Source organism: Thermoleptolyngbya sp. M55_K2018_002 (genome assembly GCF_015295965.1).
Taxonomy (GTDB): domain Bacteria; phylum Cyanobacteriota; class Cyanobacteriia; order Elainellales; family Elainellaceae; genus Thermoleptolyngbya; species Thermoleptolyngbya sichuanensis.
The window spans coordinates 1-18,530 of record NZ_DVEA01000281.1 but is presented as its reverse complement, the minus strand read 5'-3'; the positions used below and the strand labels follow the sequence as shown (position 1 = coordinate 18,530).

Here is an 18,530-nt window from a genome sequence, read left to right as displayed (position 1 = left end):
GAATCTGTATTAATTGATTCACGCCCTGCGCCAAGTTTCTATGGGCTTCTGCCTATGGATCTGCGTCTGCTGGCGTTTTTTGCCACAGGTGCGACTGTTTGGAGCAACGGCAATCATATAATCTGCCAAGTTGACCTAGCTCTTTAAAGTCTGGGCTGGTCTATTATCCTCCTCTTCGATTTGGGGATGCGGTGTCGGTTTTGAGCCGCGTCATTAGTCTATCTACGTTCAAGGAACGTCCACCAATGTCTAGATTAGTTCTCAAAAAGCGAAACAGACGGCAGCCGCTGATCGATCGGCGCGGTCTGTCTGCGATCGCCAAAATGCTTTTAGAGCGCCCTCGGGCGACCATTAATTCTCTCTCTCCGACTTGGCAAGCCTGCATTCCCCTAGTGGCGCTGATCCTGCTGGTTAGCAGCACGGCTGCGGTTGCCCAGGATGCGCCTACGGTCGAGTCTCTGGCTGAGACAACCGCTACCCTGCAAGTCGGTCTGGACACCCTCTGGGTGGTGCTGGCAGGGGTGCTCGTGTTCTTTATGAACGCAGGTTTCGGGATGTTAGAAACGGGCTTTTGCCGCCAAAAGAACGCTGTTAATATCCTTTCCAAAAACCTAATCGTGTTCGCTCTGTCCACCATCGCCTACTGGTTCATCGGCTGGGGCCTGATGTTCAGCGATGGCAACCCCTTCTTTGGCACGGCTGCGCCCTTCTTCCTCTCTGGCGCAGACAACAGCCCTGCAACGGGTGATGCTTACGAAGGCGTGTACAGCGCTATTAGCTGGGCGGGCGTTCCTCTGGCTGCCAAGTTTTTCTTCCAGCTGGTGTTCGCTGGAACTGCGGCGACGATCGTGTCTGGGGCGGTTGCTGAGCGCATCAAGTTCATTGACTTCATGCTCTTCAGCCTACTGTTGGTCGGCATCGCTTACCCCATCACGGGCCACATGGTCTGGGGCGGCGGTCTGTTGGGTAGTGCTGGTTTCTGGGATTTTGCCGGTTCGACGGTGGTTCACGCCGTGGGTGGCTGGGCTGCGCTGATGGGTGCTGCTATCCTTGGGCCCCGTCTTGGGAAATACAACGAAGATGGTACTCCCAATGCCCTGCCAGGCCACAACATGAGCATTGCCACGCTGGGCTGCTTGATCCTGTGGCTGGGCTGGTTTGGCTTCAACCCCGGCTCGACGATGGGGGTTGGCGACGGTTCGGCGATCGCCCACATCGCGCTGACCACGAACATCGCGGCTGCCTTTGGTGGCGTGGCGGCGACCTTCACGGCTTGGTCTCTGCTGGGCAAGCCTGATCTGTCTATGACGATCAACGGCGTTCTGGCCGGTCTGGTGGCGATTACTGCCCCCTGCGCCTGGGTCACTGCGGGCGCTGCGGCCATCATCGGTCTGATCGGCGGCATCCTGGTGGTGCTGGCTGTCGGCTTCTTCGACCGCATCCGCATTGATGACCCAGTGGGCGCAACCTCGGTTCACCTAGTGAACGGTCTGTGGGGTACGCTGGCGGTGGGCCTGTTTGCCAAGGGGCCTGATGGCACGCTTTATGAAGAGGGTGGTGGCCCACTGGCGGGTCTATTCTATGGTGGCGGCTTGACCCAGTTCGGCATTCAGCTTGGCGGTACGCTGCTCTGTGGGTTGATCATCACCGTGCTGTCTACCATCTTCTGGTATGCGCTCAAGGCTCTGATGGGTATTCGAGTGTCTGCGGAAGAAGAATTGGTGGGTCTGGACATTGGCGAGCACGGCATGGAAGCCTACGCTGGCTTTGTGAAAGATGCGACGGGCGCTCCTTCGGGTGTCTACACCACCAGCAGCACCTCCACGGGCATTGCGGGTAATCCGAACTAATCGCTGACTTTCTGTTTTGGGTTTCCTCAGAACTAGAAGAGATTCAGTATCATAAGCGGTGAGTCTTGATGCTTGATCAGGCTCACCGCTTTTTACATCCGATTTCCAACCCTGAGCAAAAAGGACTGAGAGACAAGACCGATGCGCGATCGCTCTCTTCAGTTTGCAATCTACCTCGCGCCCTACTGGGCCCGGCTGCAAGCTCGGTTGCGGCAACTGCGGACAAAGTGGCGATCGCAGCCGCCAATTGTGCGGGCTTCCCTGATAGCCAATGCCGTGATGTTGACCTTACTCACAGGAACCCTGCTGCGGCATCACCACACTCGCCTCGCGCCCGGCGCCCTGTCTCAGGCGTTGCCCCAGCCCCCACAAGCTGTGCCCCCACCCGCCACCCAGACCGGAACACGCCACCTGCTGAACTATCAGCAGTGGGTTGACCTGTTGCAGCAAGAGGCGATCGCCGCCGCCGAAAATCCACCAGAGCGGCTGGCCGTGCTGCTGGGCGATTCCATCAGTCTATGGTTTCCGCCTGACCTGCTGCCGCCAGAGCGCAACTGGATTAATCAGGGCATTTCGGGGGACACCACCGATCGGCTGCGGGCACGCCTCCATCTCCTCGATCCTGTGCAGCCCCAAACCATCGTGGTGATGATCGGCATCAACGATTTGATCTGGGGCGCAGACGATGCAGCCATCCTGTCTCACTATCGAGATATTGTGCGCTATCTACGCCGCACCCACCCTGGAACGCAAGTGTTGGTGCAGTCCATCCTGCCCCATGCCGCAGAGCAGGCAACTTGGGAAGGGCGCGATCGCCTCTTAGCCTTACCTAACAGCCGCATTCGGGCGCTCAATCAACAACTCGCGGCGATCGCCCAGTCTGAAGGAGCCTACTATCTCGATCTATATCCGCTCTTTGCCAACGCCCAGGGCAACCTTAAGATGTTCCTCAGCACGGACGGTTTGCATCTCAATTCGCAGGGTTACCTGGTGTGGCGGGCAGCGCTGCAACTGTACCTGCGGCAAACACTGCCCACCGGGTAGCGCGATTGATTACGCCATAAACGTCTGCTTCAAAAATTCTGCTTCAAAAATAAAGCATTGAAGACGGTGCGACTCGGCGCGTTTGTTGAACCGGGCGATTATCCCGCAAGATGGGCTGGAAGTAAGACATTAACATCAGAATAATCAGCGTGATCCAAATCCAGGGAAAGTCGTTGTTGGGCGAGGGATCTTTGGGGGTCGAAAGGTCACGCTTGAAGTCACAAGAGAGGCACTGGTAGAGATTGGGGCCAGCCAGGATCACCGTCTTTTTGCCGCAGCTTGGGCACTCAACAATTTCAGCCATGAGGAGTCTCCTTAGGGTAGGGGCAGGAGCAGTCAATGTTTAAGGAACCAAATTTAAGGAACCAAATTTAAGGAACCAAGTAGGGAGCCAGGGCTTTTAGCTACAGAAACCTACTGGCCGTCCAAACTTAGCTATGCAACTTGAGTCATACACCCTGAGTGATAAGCCTGAGTGATGCAAATAAATATCAGCCTGGGATATCAAAATTACGTAAATCCCTTCTAAATTCTTTCTATGAAGTTTCTTGGCATCGATTTTGGCTGGACTTCTCAGCCCAGTGGCCTTTGTTGCTTGGTGTTTCAGGACAACGCTCTGTGGCTGAAGGATCTTACCCGTCTTGCCGATATTCCCGACTTGTTGGCCTGGATCGATGCCTGCGTGTCGCCAGAAGAGCCTGCGGGGGTGGCAGTTGATGCACCCACGCTAATCCCCAACGCCACCGGAATGCGCCTGCCCGATCGCCTGGCCCACAAGCACTTTGGACGCTATCACGCGGGCTGCTATCCGGCCAATCTGGGACTCCCGTTTGCTCAGCGCACCGTGCAGCTTGGCCTCAACCTGGAGGCTCGCGGCTTTGCCCACGCCCCGACGATTCAGCCCCAGGCTCCCATCCGCTTTCAAATCGAATCTTTCCCGCACCCGGCAATGGTGCATTTGTTTGGGCTGTCGCGCATTTTGAAATATAAAAAGGGCCCCGTTGCCGAACGTCGTGCCGAACTCGCTAAACTGCGGCATTACGTCCTGACTGTGCTGCCTGCCCTGACCCCAGCGCTGCATTTTATGCCCGATCAAACCCTGCCCAACATTCCCGTGCGCGGTGTGGACTTGAAGGCCGTAGAAGACATGCTCGACAGCATTGTGTGTGCCTACATTGCCGCCCACTGGTGGTATTGGGGCGAGGCGAGAAACTGGGTGTTGGGCGATCGCACTCAGGGCTACATCGTCGTTCCTGCCCCTGCTGCTGACCCGTTAAGCCACGCAGAAGAAGCTATGCCAGTGGGATAAGCTCAAGCCCCATATCCAATGTCTGACGCAGGTTTAGCCAGTGGTTCTCTTCAGCGATCTCGTTATCTCGTTGAGGACGCAAGCGCATCCGTTTGCCCTGCGCTGGGGGTCAGGTTTCAGAGCTTGCAGGTTATGACGAAATCTCAAGAATCATTGCGGTGGGTGCGGGGACATGGGTGGAGGGCGATCGCCACAACATCGACCAGGCAAGAGATTGGGCGATCGCTCTCTGGCTAAACCCCACATTTCCGTCCGTTACAGCCCGCACTCCGGGTTCCCCATCCTCTGCGACAATCGAATATCGTAAACGGGGCCAGTGCCCGCTCTACATCTGGGCTTGCTGCGCCTCCTTGTCCCCAACTCCAAACCCCTATGAAACTTGCCTACTGGATGTACGCTGGCCCAGCCCACATTGGCACGTTGCGGGTAGCCAGTTCCTTCAAGAACGTCCACGCCATTATGCACGCGCCGTTGGGGGACGACTATTTCAACGTGATGCGATCGATGCTGGAACGGGAGCGAGACTTCACGCCTGTCACGGCGAGTATTGTGGATCGCAACGTTTTGGCACGCGGTTCGCAGGAAAAAGTAGTAGACAATATCACGCGCAAAGACAAAGAAGAACGCCCCGATCTAATCGTGCTGACACCCACCTGCACGTCCAGCATTTTGCAAGAAGATTTGCAGAACTTTGTCGAGCGGGCGCAGCTAGAGGCAAAAAGCGATGTGCTGCTGGCAGATGTGAATCATTACCGGGTGAATGAACTGCAAGCGGGCGATCGCACGCTGCATCAAATCGTGCAGTTTTACATTGAAAAGGCCCGCAAAAAAGATGATTTGCGGACGGATAAAACGACGGAGCCATCCGTCAATATCATCGGCATTTCCACGCTGGGATTTCACAATCAGCACGACTGTCGCGAACTGAAAAAACTAATGGGTGACCTGGGCATTCAGGTCAACGCGGTCATTCCTGAAGGCGCATCAGTGCATGAGCTAAAGAACCTGCCCCGCGCCTGGTTTAACCTGGTTCCCTATCGCGAACTGGGGCGGATGACAGCGGAGTATTTGCAAGCTGAATTTGGAATGCCCTTTGTAGACATTACGCCGATGGGTGTGGTGGAAACGGCCCGCTGTATTCGAGCAATTCAAACCATTTTGAACCAGCAGGGCGCAAACGTAGACTACGAATCGTTCATTCAAGACCAGACGCTATATGTCTCTCAGGCAGCCTGGTTTTCGCGCTCGATTGACTGTCAAAACCTGACGGGTAAAAAGGCGGTCGTGTTTGGCGACAACACTCACGCAGCGGCGATTACCAAGATCCTGGCGCGGGAAATGGGCATTCGCGTGGTGCTGGCGGGAACCTATTGCAAATACGATGCTGAATGGTTTCGTGAACAGGTGCGCGGCTACTGCGATGAGATTTTGATCAGCGATGACAATGGCGAAATTGGAGATGCGATCGCCCGGTTGGAACCCGCTGCCATCTTTGGTACGCAAATGGAGCGCCACGTCGGCAAACGGCTGGATATCCCCTGCGGGGTAATCGCCGCGCCGATTCATATCCAGAATTTCCCCATCGGCTATAAACCATTTATGGGGTACGAAGGGACGAATCAGATCGCGGATTTGATCTACAACTCCTTCACGCTAGGCATGGAAGATCACCTGCTGGAAATCTTTGGCGGGCACGATACCAAAGAGGTCATCACGAAGGGCGTTTCGGCGGATTCTGATCTGGCGTGGAGCAAGGATGGTCTAGCAGAACTGAACCGCATTCCCGGATTTGTGCGCGGCAAGGTGAAGCGCAACACCGAAAAATTTGCCCGCGATCGCGGCATTGAAACTATTACCGCCGAAGTCCTCTACGCGGCCAAAGAAGCCGTCGGCGCATAGAGCGAGATCGCTGAAATGCGGGTTTGCTAAGATTTGCAGGGACAGTGATGTGCCTGATGTTTCGATAGTTTTCTTCTCAGTGAATTCCAGCAGTTTAGCGAACCGTTTAACGCATGGGCGATCGCCCTACCCGTTCCAGACAGCCGTTCAGCCTGTTGCTTGGGCGTTTTGGGCTGGGCGAGTGCTGGCTGTGGGGGTGCTGCTCAGTGTCGGCATGGCTACGGCTGCCCTTGCCGGAACCCGCCAGCCGCAGGCCACCGCCGCCGCACGTCAGGCATTTCGCCAGGAACAGCAGGACAAAATTCGTCCAGAACACTATGACCTAGCGCGATATCCCCTGACGGAGGAGACGGTCGGCCACTGGCGCGGGCTGCTGTGGGCGACGGCAATCGTGGAACCGGCCGACGAATCGATTGATGCAGCCATCGCGCGGCTGCTGGAGTTTGCCTATTCACCCGATGAGCAGGGGTTTTCGTCGGCGCAGCGGTCGGTGGTGGAAATGGCGCTTCAGGTGGGGACGCAGCGCTTGCTCAGCGAAACCTCGTCTCCGCAAATTGCAGCACAGCTTCAGCAAGTCCTAGAGCGCAGCGAGAACCCCCGCTGGGTGGCGATCGCCCTCTCGGCTCTGGCGCAGGCTACAGACCATGCGGCAGATCGTCGGCAGTGGGGCGATCGCGTCCGGCAGCGCTTCCCCACCTGGCAGCAGGAGCCGATTTTGGACACGACCCTGCGCGACGTGGCAGTGCTGGATGCGCCCCTGGCCCTGCCGCCGCTGCAAGATTTGCTGGACTGGCAAATTGCGCCTAACCAGATGCACGCCTATGTCTTGTGTCCGCGCGATCGCACGGCCTTGTGTCAACTGACGGTCAAAGACCGGACGGGGGCGTTTATGGAACGGGCAGACGGGACGCGATGGTCAGTGCCGCTGCTGCGGCGATCGCTCCACGGGCTACGCTGGAACCTAACACGGGGCGACACACCCCAGGGCATTTATCGGATTGAAGGCGTGCGATCGCCCAGCGCCGACACCTTCCGCGCCTACGGGCAGTTTCCCCGCGTGAATCTGTACGTGCCCCATGAGGCCGGCGTGCGGGAATTCTTGCCAGGACAGCCGGGAACCGTGGGGGCGATCGCCCAATATCGCGCCCTGCTGCCCCCGTCTTGGCGCAATTATTTCCCGATTTACCAAAGCTATTGGGCCGGGCGCATGGGTCGGGGACTCTTTCGCATCCACGGCTCCGGCGAAGACCCCGCCTTTTTTGCCAACAGCGCCCGCTTTCCCCACAGCTATGGCTGGAGTCCTGCGATTGGCTGCCTCTCCGCCCTGGAGCAATACGACGAATCCGGCAACCTGCAACAGGCCGATATGCCTGCTATTTTGCAAGCCCTGACCCAGGCGAGTGGCGCAGCATCTCCCTCAAACCTGGTGGGCTATTTGGTGCTGGTAGAGAGAGAGTGAGTAGAGGGAGAGTGAGGGCGCGATGTTCTCCGAATCTAGCCCCCCGTCATGCATGAACCTCTCCATCCGGCATGATTGCCCCGCTGAGGTATGCCCCCGTCATCTTTACCATAATCCGATCCTTCACGCCCATGCGGGCCCCGCGCAGGTTTGCGCCGCGCAGGTCTGCCCCGCTGAGGTCTGCGCCAATCAGGTTGGCATCTTGCAGGTTGGCGTGACTGAGGTCGGCTTCTAGCAAATTGGCGCGAAACAGATTAGCCCGCTCCAGGTTGGCATGGTTTAGGTTAACGCGGTGCAAAAAGGCATCGCTGAGGTTGGCATCGCTGAGGTTGGCGTTGCTGAGGTTGCGCCCGCTCAGGTCTTTTTCGCGCAGGTCGCGCCCGCTCAAGTCACTGCCGCTGAGGTCGGGGTCTTGGCGACGGGGGGGACGGGGCGGCGGTTCCGGCGGCGGCGGGCTGGTGTGGCTGCTGTGGGAATTGCCTGGATGCGTGTGGCTGGTGTGGCTATTGCCGGAGGCATGGGCGCTGTTGCCATTCCCGCTGGGCGGCTGCGGGGAGTGGTGGACTGATGGGCCAGCTGTTCCTCTGGCTGTGGAATGAGAATAGGTGGATTCGGAATAACTGGAGCCAGACGACCCAGCACCGGGATAGCTGGAGTATGCGCTACCGGGATAGCCTGCGCCGCGATAGGAAGAACTGGGGTCGGATGCGCCTTTATAAGTGGAGCCTTGGGCGTATCCGGGGCGGGCTGGCGGGCGATAGCGGGCGCGGGAATAGGACGGGCGAGATGGCTCTGGGCGAGTGCTGCTGGTGGATTGAGCCGATGGGCTGGCGGCAGCGCTTGATCCAGCGTCGGATTTCAAAAAGGTGCGGAGGCGATCGCGCGCCTGGTTAATTTCCTTAATCTTTTCCTGCGCCTTCTGATGCAGTCGCTCGTTATCAGTCGGAATTCGATCGGGATGCCACACAAACACCAAGTCTTTGTAAGCCTGGTTCACCTCTTCGAGGGACGCGCCAGGCTCCAAATCCAGGACTCGGTAGTAGTGTTCGAGGTCTTTCATCTAGAACACCATATCATTTCCCTAGGGGCGCGGGGATGGCGGAAATCCTCTCTGCATCATAGATTGATCGCCGGTTGATCGCCGATGGCGGCGGCTGAATGGGGGGTGGTCTGCGCTGCGCCCAAAATCGCCGCCCCGATTGCCATGAGTTGGGTTGAGCCGTTTGTTGGGATCAGTTGAGCAGGGGCGATCGCCCGTCGTCCCCATCCCGCGCCTCTACAGCAACTCTAAGCAAGACCCCGCAAAAACTCATCCGAGCTACGGGAAATCTAAATAATTGACGTGTCTAAAGCTTCATCTGTCTTGCAAACCGGGCCGCTAAACTGTGGGGTGATGAATGCAAAGGGTAAAAACAATGATGGATGCCACTGCACTCTGGCAACGCTATCAAGACTGGCTTTACTTTCATGAAGGGCTGGGTTTGTATCTCGATATTAGCCGGATGCGCTTTGCCGATGACTTTGTGGAGCGCATGAAACCCAAGTTTGAGAAAGCGTTTAAGGACGTGGCGGCGCTGGAAGCAGGGGCGATCGCCAACCCCGACGAAAACCGCATGGTCGGCCACTACTGGCTGCGAAACCCCGACCTCTCGCCCAGTCCGGAGATCAAAGCCGAAATCGTAGATACCCTGGGCAGCGTCAAAGCATTTGCCGCCAAAATTCATGCAGGCGAAATCCGCCCGCCCCAGGCCACGAAATTTACCGACCTGCTATCGGTCGGCATCGGTGGATCTGCCCTCGGCCCGCAGTTTGTCGCCGAAGCGCTCGGCCCAGAACCCGCGCCGCTCAAAATTCACTTCATTGACAACACCGACCCCGCAGGCATGGACCGCGTGCTAAATCGGCTCAAAGACCGGCTGAACAGCACGCTGGTTCTGGTTACCAGCAAATCCGGCGGCACGCCCGAAACCCGCAACGGCATGTTGGAAGTCAAGCAGTTTTACGAAAAGCACGGGCTAAACTTTGGGCAACATGCCGTCGCTGTCACCATGCCCGGTAGCAAGATGGATGGCATTGCCAAGTCTGAGGGCTGGCTGGCCACTTTTCCCATGCAAGACTGGGTGGGCGGTCGCACCTCCGAACTCTCCAGCGTGGGCTTGCTGCCTGCGGCGCTGCAAGGTATTGATATCCAGGCCATGCTGGACGGCGCAAAGGAAATGGACGAAGCCACCCGCGTCCCCGATCTTCGCAACAATCCCGCCGCCCTCCTAGCGCTGTGCTGGTATTACGCGGGCAACGGCAAGGGCGAAAAAGACATGGTGATGCTGCCCTACAAAGACAGCCTGCTGCTGTTTTCGCGCTATTTGCAGCAGCTGGTGATGGAGTCGCTGGGCAAAGAAACCGATCTCGACGGCAATAAGGTCTATCAGGGCATTGCGGTCTACGGCAACAAGGGATCTACTGACCAACACGCCTACGTGCAGCAGCTTCGGGAGGGCGTGCCCAATTTCTTTGTCACGTTTATTGAGGTGCTGGGCGATCGCCAGGGAGACTCGATCGAGGTGGAACCCGGAGCCACCAGCGGCGATTTTCTATCGGGGCTGCTGCAAGGCACTCGTCAGGCGCTCTACGAAAACCAGCGCGACTCGATCACGGTGACGGTTCCCCAAGTCACGCCGCGCATCGTCGGCGCACTGATCGCGCTATACGAGCGGGCCGTTAGCCTCTATGCCTCGCTGGTGAATATCAACGCCTACCACCAGCCCGGTGTAGAAGCAGGCAAAAAGGCAGCGGCCTCGGTGCTGGAGTTGCAGCGGCAGATCGTCGCTACCCTCAAGGCCACCGGGCAACCCCTCTCGCTGGCAGAACTGGCGGACAAGATCGGCGCATCTGACCAGGTAGAAACGGTTTATCTCATCGTCCGCCATCTCAGCGCCAATGGTCGCGGCATTACGCTGGCCGGAGATCTGGGCAAGCCCAGCAGCCTGACGGTTTCTGGCCGCTAGTCGGGTTTGTGGCTTGAGTCTCCGGCGCGATCGGTGCAACAGATCAACCCGTTTGGCAGGGGTGGGGAGTTTGGCGCTCTGCCCCTGCCTTTGCATGATCACGCCTTGTAAAAAAGAGGAAACTTTCATATCACGAAACGTGCCGGTTTTGCCATTTCAGTAACAATCTTTTTATAGTGGACGTATAGGCTAAAACTGTACGCTCACAGATGAGGTGCTGATATGGGTCTGAAAGGTCGCGTTGAAATTCGCCCGTTGACCTCGATCAAGGGCGGCATGGCTGAGTTTTATACCCCCCAGTCCAGCAATGAAACGATGCTGGTCAGTATTCCGGCGGGCATGATTGATGATTTATTCGTCCACCACTTCCAGACCGACCAGCTTCTGGTGGTGCGCGGCAGTTTTGTGCTGGTGGTGCTACAAAACCGCGAGTATCAATATATTCCCCTGAGCGATCGCCACCCCACAGTGGTCACGATTCCCCCCGGCATTCCCCACGCCGCGATCCATCTGGGTTCCGAGCCGTGCTTTTTGGTGAATGCGGTGCTGAGACATGGCGATGCCCACCCCAAAGACTATCGTCCGATGAGACCGCCGATGCCGTTTGATTTTGTGAAGGCTCGCGCCGCGCTAGCGGAGTTGGAATATCCCATTGGGATCGCAAGCTAGGGATTCAGGCTGCTGCACGGGGGCAGGAGGTCGGCTGAGCGAGGAATGCACGCGGCTTCCTGCCTCCCTTTTCGCTATGCCGTTGCGGCCGTTTCCTGCTTTTGCGCCGATCCCTGGGTGCCCAGTTGAATCAGCTCCACCTTATAGCCGTCGGGATCTTCCACAAAGGCGATTACCGTCGAACCGTGCTTCATGGGGCCAGGCTCTCGCGTCACCTTGCCGCCGAGTTCTCGAATGCGATCGCACGTCTCGTAAATATCTTCCACGCCCAGCGCAATGTGGCCATAGCCATTGCCTAGGTCATACTTGTCCGTGCCCCAGTTGTAGGTCAATTCCAGCACGGTGTGATCTGCCTCATCGCCGTAGCCCACAAACGCCAGCGTAAACTCGCCACCGGGATAATCTTTCTGGCGCAGCAGCTTCATTCCCAGCACATTGCAATAAAACGCCAGCGACTTTTCCAGGTTGCCCACGCGCAGCATCGTATGCAGCATTCTCATAGCGTTCGCCTCTCGTGTCTCCGTTGCTGTGTTCCCTCCTATTCTAGGGCAGGGTTTTGGCGTGACGCGGCGTTGGGAGAACGGGGTCTAGCGTTGATTCTCTGATTCTCTGATTCTCTGATTCTCTGATTCGTCCCACTCGTCCCACTTGCCCCACTCGTCCCACTCGCCTCACCTTGCCCCGTCTTCTATACTCAGGCTACAGTCAGCTAATATTTGACCCATTTCGGTAATGTCTCCTATGACTGACGCGCTCCGCAGAACGCCGCTGTATGATTTGGCGATCGCCCAACAAGCCCGCATGACTCCGTTTTCGGGCTGGGAGATGCCCGTGCAGTTTGGCGGCATCACACAGGAGCATCAGGCCGTGCGGCAGAGCGTCGGCGTGTTCGACATCTCCCACATGGGCAAGTTTGTGCTGCGTGGCGAGGCAATCTTGACCCAGCTTCAGCGGCTAGTGCCCACGGATCTGGGCGGGCTGCAACCGGGCATGGCGCAATACACCGTGCTGCTGAATCCGCAGGGCGGCATTGTGGACGACTTCATTATTTATGCCCAAGGGCGAGACCGGGCAGACCTGATTGTGAACGCGGCGACAACTGAGAAAGACAAGGCGTGGCTATTGGCGCATCTCTCAGGGGTGGAATTGGAGGATTGGTCGGGCGATCGCGCTTTACTGGCCGTCCAGGGGCCCGATGCCGTCGCCACGCTGCAAAAGTTTGTCGAAGAAGATTTATCTAATGTGCCGAAATTCGGGCATCTCGAAGGCCATGTTTTAGGAAAGCCAGGGTTTATGGCGCGGACGGGCTATACGGGCGAAGACGGCTTTGAGGTGATGGTGGAGCCAGAAACAGGACGCGAATTGTGGCGATCGCTCCTCGATGCGGGCGCAGTGCCCTGCGGACTGGGGGCCCGCGATACGCTGCGGCTAGAGGCGGCAATGGCGCTCTACGGCCAGGATATCGACGACACCACCACGCCCCTCGAAGCCGGCCTCGGCTGGCTTGTGCATCTCGACAAAGTGCCAGAGTTCATCGGGCGGGATGTCCTTGTGCAGCAAAAGCAGGACGGCGTTTCTCGCAGGCTCATCGGCTTGCAGCTTACGGGTCGCAACATCGCCCGCCACGACTACCCCGTGCTGCACAGCGGCGAACCCATCGGCAAAATTACCAGCGGCACGCTCTCGCCCACGCTGGGCTGCCCCATCGCCCTGGCCTATGTCCTCGCCGACCTTGCCAAAATCGGGCAAATCCTGGAAGTCGAAATTCGCGGCAAGAGCTACCCGGCCACCGTCGTCAAGCGCCCTTTCTATAAACGCTGAAAAGATTCTGAAAACGCTGATTTGTGAGCGCTGATCAAGCCCCAGCCCTGTCGGAAATCAGACCGACCAACGCCGAAAATTACGGTAATCTTTTCCTGTACGCTTCATTGCGCCCAAACCTATGAGCCTGGAATATCCCGAAGATCTGAAGTATACAGATTCTCACGAGTACATCCGCCTGGATGGAGATACCGCCACGATAGGCATCACGGCCTTTGCAGTTGATCAGCTTGGCGACATCGTGTTTTTAGAACTGCCCGAAGTTGGCGATGCGCTGGAAAAGGGCGAAACCTTTGGCACGGTGGAATCGGTCAAGGCTGTTGAAGAACTAAAAGCGCCCCTCTCTGGCAAGGTGATCGAGCGCAATGACCCCCTGCTCGACGCGCCAGAGCAGCTTGCCGACGACCCCTACGGCACGGCCTGGCTGCTCAAAGTGGAGGTCAGCGATGGAGCCGAGCTAGACGATGCGCTGTCGATGGAAGAGTATGTGGCGCTGGTGGAGGGAGAGGAGGGGTAACCCATCAATCCGGGAATCCCTTTAGAATGGACAGATATGCGTCGTAAACACACATTGTAAGTATGCGTTGTAAACACGCATCGTAAAGTAGTAACTCAGGCTAGCTTATGTCGGTTTTGGCGGCGATCGCAGTTCTTGCACTCCTTATCTTTGTTCACGAGCTGGGGCACTTCCTGGCGGCGCGGCTCCAGGGGATTCATGTCAATCGGTTTTCCCTGGGCTTTGGGCCGATCTTGTGGAAGTATCAGGGCCCCGAAACGGAGTATGCGATTCGCGCCATTCCGCTAGGCGGTTTCGTGGGTTTCCCAGACGACGACCCCGACAGCGACATTCCGCCCAACGACCCCAACCTGATGCGGAATCGCGGCGTACTCGATCGGGCGATCGTGATCAGCGCCGGAGTAATTGCGAATCTACTGTTTGCCTATCTGGTGTTCGTTACGCAGGTGGCAGTGGTTGGCGTGCCGCAGGCGTTTAACTATGAACCGGGCGTGCTGATCTCGCAGGTGGTGTCCACCGATTCGCCGGCCGCGCTGGCAGGTGTGCAGGATGGCGACATTGTGCTGGCGGTCAATGGGCAAAGCTTGGGCGAAGGCGAAGCCGCTCAGAAAGTGCTGATGGAGGCTATTACTACAAGTCCAAATCGCCCCATTAATCTGACCGTTCAGCGCAATTCGGGGCAGGTCAATCTCAGCGTTACGCCGAAGCCAGATGCCGAAGGCGTGGGCAAGATTGGCGTACTGCTGAACCCGAATGGCAAGGTTGAGTTTCGCCGTCCAAATGGACTCTTCGAGGTGTTCAGCCTTGCCGCCAGAGAGTTTCAGAATGCGTTCTCGCAGATAGTTCAGGGCTTTGTCTCGCTGATTACGAACTTCTCGTCAGTGTCAGGGCAGGTGGCTGGCCCGGTCAAGATTGTGGAGCAGGGCGCAAACCTAGCGGCAAATGACTGGATCAACCTGTTCCCGTTCACGGCCATCATCAGCATCAATCTGGCAATTATTAACATTCTACCCCTGCCTGCGCTGGATGGCGGACAGTTGGCGTTTCTGCTGATCGAGGCGCTGCGCGGGAAACCACTGCCCACTCGCTTCCAGGAGAGCGTCATGCAGACGGGATTGATGCTGCTGCTAGGGCTGGGCGTGTTTCTGATTGTGCGAGACACTACCCAACTGTCCTTTTTCAGAAATTTGCTTCAGTAATTTGCTTCAGTGACCTGCGTCGGGAACGTGCTTTAGACAAGCTTTGGACAGGCTTTAGACAAGGAAGAGATTGCGTGCCAAGACGGGCGGGACAGAAGCAGCTGGCCCTGGAAATTCGGGCGCTGGAGATCTTGGAGCGGCTGAAGCGGCTCTATCCGAATGCGACCTGCTCGCTAGATTATGAAACGCCCGTGCAGTTGCTCGTGGCCACAATCCTGTCGGCCCAGTGTACGGATGAGCGGGTGAATAAGGTAACACCGGAGCTATTTCGCCGCTTCCCGGATGCAGCCTCAATGGCGAGTGCAGACCTGGCAGAGCTTGAGGAACTGGTGCGCTCTACGGGATTTTATCGCAATAAGGCAAAAAACATCCAGGGAGCCTGTCGCAAAATCGTCACTGATTTTGGGGGACAGGTGCCGCAGACGATGGAAGAACTGTTGACGCTGCCGGGTGTGGCCCGCAAGACTGGAAACGTGGTGCTGGCTCATGCCTTTGGGATTAATGCGGGCGTGACGGTGGATACTCACGTCAAGCGGCTGAGCCAGCGACTTGGGCTGACGACGCATACAGAACCCGTGCAAATTGAGCGCGACCTGATGAAGCTATTGCCTCAGCCCGACTGGGAAAACTGGTCGATTCGCCTGATTTATCACGGGCGGGCGGTGTGCAATGCGCGGAACCCGGCGTGCGATCGCTGCCAGTTGGTCGATCTCTGCCCCTCCGCCGACCCGACAAAAGCTGCACTGGCGACAACGCCTGCACCTATACAGAAACCTGCGCTCCTCGAACCTTGATTTCATAGCTTTGTGGCCCCTGCTCAAGGCCAAACAAAAAGCTGGGAGTTGATTGGTGAATCGCTCCCAGCTTTATTAGATTCAGGTAAATTCAGCTTGCTTGGGCAGACTCATCAGACTCATCAATGGGAGTCAAATAAATGGGGGGCGAACTCTACCCGCAAGCATGGCTGAGATCTGCAAGTTTGGTTTTGGCAGCAACATCTAGCCGATGCGTTCCACAGCCGTGTTGCTGACACTGGGACAGTTCTGGTCGCGAAATAATCGCTTCAGCGACAGTCCGTTGCTTCAAACCGTTGCTTCAAACATGCGTACCAAAAGGGGCCTTCCAAACTGCGCTTATTTATATAGACGCTAGCGAAATATAGACGCTAGCAAAGCAGGGCTACATCCTCTGGTGTTAGCGAGATGCCGTTTGGCTGCGACCGATAACCTCCAGACTGACAGGTGCGACACCGCTACCGATCATGCCGATGGCGCGGGCAGCCCCCGCCGATAGGTCAATCACTCGACCCCGTGAGAATGGGCCCCGATCGTTGATGCGAACCACCACCGATTGTCCGGTGTTGAGGTTGGTCACGCGCACCTGGGTTCCAAAGGGCAAGTAGCGGTGGGCAGCGGTCATGGCGTTTTGGTTAAACACTTCGCCGCTGGCGCTGCGGTTGCCGTGGAATCCGGGGCCGTACCAGGATGCAATGCCTGATGCAACTCGCGTACTGCCTGTTCGGTTTGCAGGAGACACCGACACACGAACCGCAGGACGGGGACGATCTTGGATATCTTGCAGCGGGGGAGCGCTTCCCAACAAGCGACGAAGACGATTGGTGGCTTGCAGCGCGTCTTCGGCTGGGTTGCGCGTAGTGTCCGGCAAGATAATATCGGCGTTCATCTCGATTAGCTCTTCACTGCCAACCTGGATGACGTAGCGCTCGCGCTGGGCATCCCAGCGGACGGTAATCGTTTCGGCGCTGGTGCCATCTCGGTAGATCTGGCGCAATCGAGCCGCGATCGCCCCAGCTCGCTGCATCGGGTCGGCCGAAGCGTCCGCCGTTGCACTTGAGCCGGAATCGGGCTGCCCAGGCACCACCGCAGACGCATCTACTTCGGGTGGGGTTGGGCGCTTGACCGTTTCCGATTCGCCAGTCGCCCTACCTTCAGCCGCGCTATCTAACGCGCTTGCTGTAGAAACCGATGATGGATCGGGCTGGGTGACGGCACCCAAAAACGTGAAGACAGGAATGCTCTGAATACGGAGCGTGGCTGATGAGCGGTTGTTCACCTCATGCGGAATGATGGTGACCGTCAAGTCTTCAGCGGTATCTGTTTCTTCCTGGTCTTGATACTCGCCTACCTTGCGGACTTCGCCGAGGGCGGCAGCAATCCGACGAGTGGACGGGGTTTCCGAAATAGCTCCGGGCTGGGCTGTATCTGTTTCCGAGGCGCTACCCACGGTTGCAGACAGTGGCGCAGGGGAACCTAGCTCGGCTGAGGCATCCAGGGAGGGAACCTTTTCCTGGGAAACCTCGTCACCCTCGCTAGCGAGATCTGTCTGTGCGTCTGCAAAGGCAGCCGAGACAGGTGCTAGAGCAGTGAACAGGAAGGCGGCAGTCGTGAGGCCGCTCCAAAGTTTCTGAGACATACACTCCATAGTGAAGGACATGGTGAGCCGAGACCCTGAACCAGCTTTGGGATGGCGATCGCCGCAAAAATACTCTGACGGCCGTCCATCACGCCAAGCACACTAAACACAGACGCATTGACCAGTAGTGAGCCAGCGCCGTATCGGGTTCAATCAGAGCAGACCATCCGCAAAGCAACTCAAAAAGTTTGCACCAGGCAGAAAATTTTTGAGTCGCCTAACGGCTGACCGCTCAACTCGTACTCATTTCGTGTTCAACTTATGGCTGTGGAACTGACTTAGCCTAGCATAGGAAATTTTGCCTGGGGATCAGGGTTCCCCAATATGCGTAGAAAACTTTACACAAGCTTCATACGGATTTGTCGGGTAAATCCTTCGTCCCAAGCGTATTTGAGGTTTTTCTTCCGCAAACTTACTTCACGGAAACTTTACATAATTTTTGTTTTTCTTAGACTTTTCTCCCGTCAATTTCAGCCTTCCAGTTTTGGCCTTTCAACCTCAGCCTTGTTCCGTTGAACCGAGCAATCCAAACTTGCAGTGTCTCTCAGGCAATCTATGGGGTCATGCGAAGCGCAGTGAAGGGGAAGAGAGGATTTTTGCGTTCAGTCCGTTGTTCTCTAGCTGTCCCTGATGCCACTTTATTCGATATCAAAAGACTAAAGCTATCATAGTATGGTATCACATTCATGGGTGTTATGCCAAAACGTACCAAGTTCCTCCCCCGCAACCCCGAAAAACCTTCTCCGCGCGATCGCTTTTGGGCCGTCCTGGCAAATACGCCCCGCCTGGTTCAGTTGGTTTGGCAAGCGGCACCCCGGCTGCTGCTGCTGCAACTGGGGATCACGCTGAGCAACGCCCTCATCCCCGTCGCCCAGCTTTACATCAGCAAGCTCATCGTCGATCAGGTGGTCTTGGAGATATCGCAGCCCGGAGTCGATTGGACAGTTTTAGGTCGCTTGGTCGGGCTGGGGCTGGGCATTACGCTGGCGCAAGTTGGTCTTAATCAAGCTGAAACCTACACCACCCAGGTTTTGAATGACCGCTTCACGCTGTATGCCAACCAAATCTTGCTAAAACAGGCAATTCGGCTCGATCTGGCCCACTACGAACTGCCAGAGTTTTACGACACGCTCAACCGTGCCCAGCAAAGCGGCAGCGCCTACCCCGTGCGTGTGTTTGAAACGCTGATTGATCTAGCGGGTCAGTCCATCACCTTTGCGGGTTTGCTGTCGCTGCTGGTGGCATTTAATCCGCTGCTGCTGTTGCTGCTCCTGTTGTTGGAGTTCCTCCAACTTTTTTTTCACGAAGTCGTAGTTATGGCGGGC

General features: G+C 57.0%; 15 protein-coding genes and 1 pseudogene. 12 read left to right on the top strand and 4 right to left on the bottom strand.

The window, feature by feature from the left end; all coding sequences use genetic code 11:
* Window positions 1-245: 245 nt before the first annotated feature.
* Together IGS51_RS14515 and IGS51_RS14510 are read left to right on the top strand one after the other, a co-directional pair.
* Entirely contained in the window at window positions 246-1,850 is a 1,605-nt protein-coding gene (locus IGS51_RS14515) for an ammonium transporter (protein ID WP_367279342.1), read from the top strand.
* Window positions 1,851-1,991: 141 nt separating this feature from the next.
* Window positions 1,992-2,894 carry an SGNH/GDSL hydrolase family protein gene (locus IGS51_RS14510; protein ID WP_297079239.1) on the top strand — a complete coding sequence of 301 codons (903 nt, stop codon included), beginning with the start codon at window positions 1,992-1,994 and terminating at the stop codon, window positions 2,892-2,894.
* Between the two features lie 43 nt (window positions 2,895-2,937).
* Here IGS51_RS14510 and IGS51_RS14505 read toward each other — a convergent pair whose 3' ends face one another.
* Window positions 2,938-3,198: a hypothetical protein gene (locus tag IGS51_RS14505; RefSeq protein WP_297079237.1), complete on the bottom strand. Its 261-nt coding sequence runs from the start codon at window positions 3,196-3,198 to the stop codon at window positions 2,938-2,940.
* Window positions 3,199-3,432: 234 nt separating this feature from the next.
* Here IGS51_RS14505 and IGS51_RS14500 point away from each other — a divergent pair, with 234 nt between their 5' ends.
* The 3 genes from IGS51_RS14500 to IGS51_RS14490 all read left to right on the top strand — a co-directional run bounded on the left by IGS51_RS14500 (window position 3,433) and on the right by IGS51_RS14490 (window position 7,561).
* Window positions 3,433-4,203 carry a DUF429 domain-containing protein gene (locus IGS51_RS14500; protein ID WP_297079235.1) on the top strand — a complete coding sequence of 257 codons (771 nt, stop codon included), beginning with the start codon at window positions 3,433-3,435 and terminating at the stop codon, window positions 4,201-4,203.
* Between the two features lie 372 nt (window positions 4,204-4,575).
* A complete protein-coding gene (gene bchB / locus IGS51_RS14495) occupies window positions 4,576-6,102 on the top strand; it encodes a ferredoxin:protochlorophyllide reductase (ATP-dependent) subunit B (RefSeq protein WP_297079234.1) in 1,527 nt (508 codons plus the stop codon).
* 79 nt (window positions 6,103-6,181) lie between these two features.
* Window positions 6,182-7,561, top strand: coding sequence for a hypothetical protein (locus tag IGS51_RS14490; protein WP_297079232.1), 1,380 nt, complete (start codon window positions 6,182-6,184; stop codon window positions 7,559-7,561).
* Window positions 7,562-7,607: 46 nt separating this feature from the next.
* Here the strand turns inward: IGS51_RS14490 and IGS51_RS14485 are convergent, their stop codons facing one another.
* Window positions 7,608-8,621, bottom strand: a complete 1,014-nt coding sequence (locus IGS51_RS14485) for a pentapeptide repeat-containing protein (protein ID WP_297079230.1) — start codon at window positions 8,619-8,621, stop codon at window positions 7,608-7,610.
* Window positions 8,622-8,979: 358 nt separating this feature from the next.
* Between IGS51_RS14485 and IGS51_RS14480 the strand changes: the two genes are divergently transcribed.
* Window positions 8,980-10,566: a glucose-6-phosphate isomerase gene (locus IGS51_RS14480; protein ID WP_297079261.1), complete on the top strand. Its 1,587-nt coding sequence runs from the start codon at window positions 8,980-8,982 to the stop codon at window positions 10,564-10,566.
* A gap of 222 nt (window positions 10,567-10,788) precedes the next feature.
* Window positions 10,789-11,235 carry a dTDP-4-dehydrorhamnose 3,5-epimerase gene (locus IGS51_RS14475; protein WP_297079228.1) on the top strand — a complete coding sequence of 149 codons (447 nt, stop codon included), beginning with the start codon at window positions 10,789-10,791 and terminating at the stop codon, window positions 11,233-11,235.
* 74 nt (window positions 11,236-11,309) lie between these two features.
* On the opposite strand, the gene gloA is transcribed toward IGS51_RS14475, so the two are convergent.
* Window positions 11,310-11,735 carry a lactoylglutathione lyase gene (gene gloA / locus IGS51_RS14470; protein WP_297079227.1) on the bottom strand — a complete coding sequence of 142 codons (426 nt, stop codon included), beginning with the start codon at window positions 11,733-11,735 and terminating at the stop codon, window positions 11,310-11,312.
* Window positions 11,736-11,967: 232 nt separating this feature from the next.
* Here gloA and gcvT point away from each other — a divergent pair, with 232 nt between their 5' ends.
* The 4 genes from gcvT (at window position 11,968) to nth (ending at window position 15,566) form a co-directional block, all read left to right on the top strand.
* On the top strand, window positions 11,968-13,056 hold the full coding sequence (gcvT, locus tag IGS51_RS14465; RefSeq protein WP_297079225.1) for a glycine cleavage system aminomethyltransferase GcvT: 1,089 nt from the start codon (window positions 11,968-11,970) through the stop codon (window positions 13,054-13,056).
* Window positions 13,057-13,177: 121 nt separating this feature from the next.
* Entirely contained in the window at window positions 13,178-13,573 is a 396-nt protein-coding gene (gene gcvH / locus IGS51_RS14460) for a glycine cleavage system protein GcvH (protein WP_297079223.1), read from the top strand.
* Between the two features lie 107 nt (window positions 13,574-13,680).
* Window positions 13,681-14,772, top strand: coding sequence for an RIP metalloprotease RseP (gene rseP / locus IGS51_RS14455; RefSeq protein WP_297079221.1), 1,092 nt, complete (start codon window positions 13,681-13,683; stop codon window positions 14,770-14,772).
* 74 nt (window positions 14,773-14,846) lie between these two features.
* Window positions 14,847-15,566 (top strand): endonuclease III, encoded by a 720-nt coding sequence (gene nth, locus IGS51_RS14450; RefSeq protein ID WP_297079219.1) that lies wholly within the window; start codon window positions 14,847-14,849, stop codon window positions 15,564-15,566.
* A 400-nt stretch (window positions 15,567-15,966) separates the two neighbouring features.
* Here nth and IGS51_RS14445 read toward each other — a convergent pair whose 3' ends face one another.
* Complete coding sequence (locus IGS51_RS14445) at window positions 15,967-17,205, bottom strand: septal ring lytic transglycosylase RlpA family protein (RefSeq protein WP_297079217.1); 1,239 nt, start codon at window positions 17,203-17,205, stop codon at window positions 15,967-15,969.
* Between the two features lie 695 nt (window positions 17,206-17,900).
* On the opposite strand from IGS51_RS14445, the pseudogene IGS51_RS14440 reads away from it, so the two are divergent.
* Window positions 17,901-18,530, top strand: a pseudogene (locus IGS51_RS14440) (ABC transporter ATP-binding protein); the annotation flags it as partial.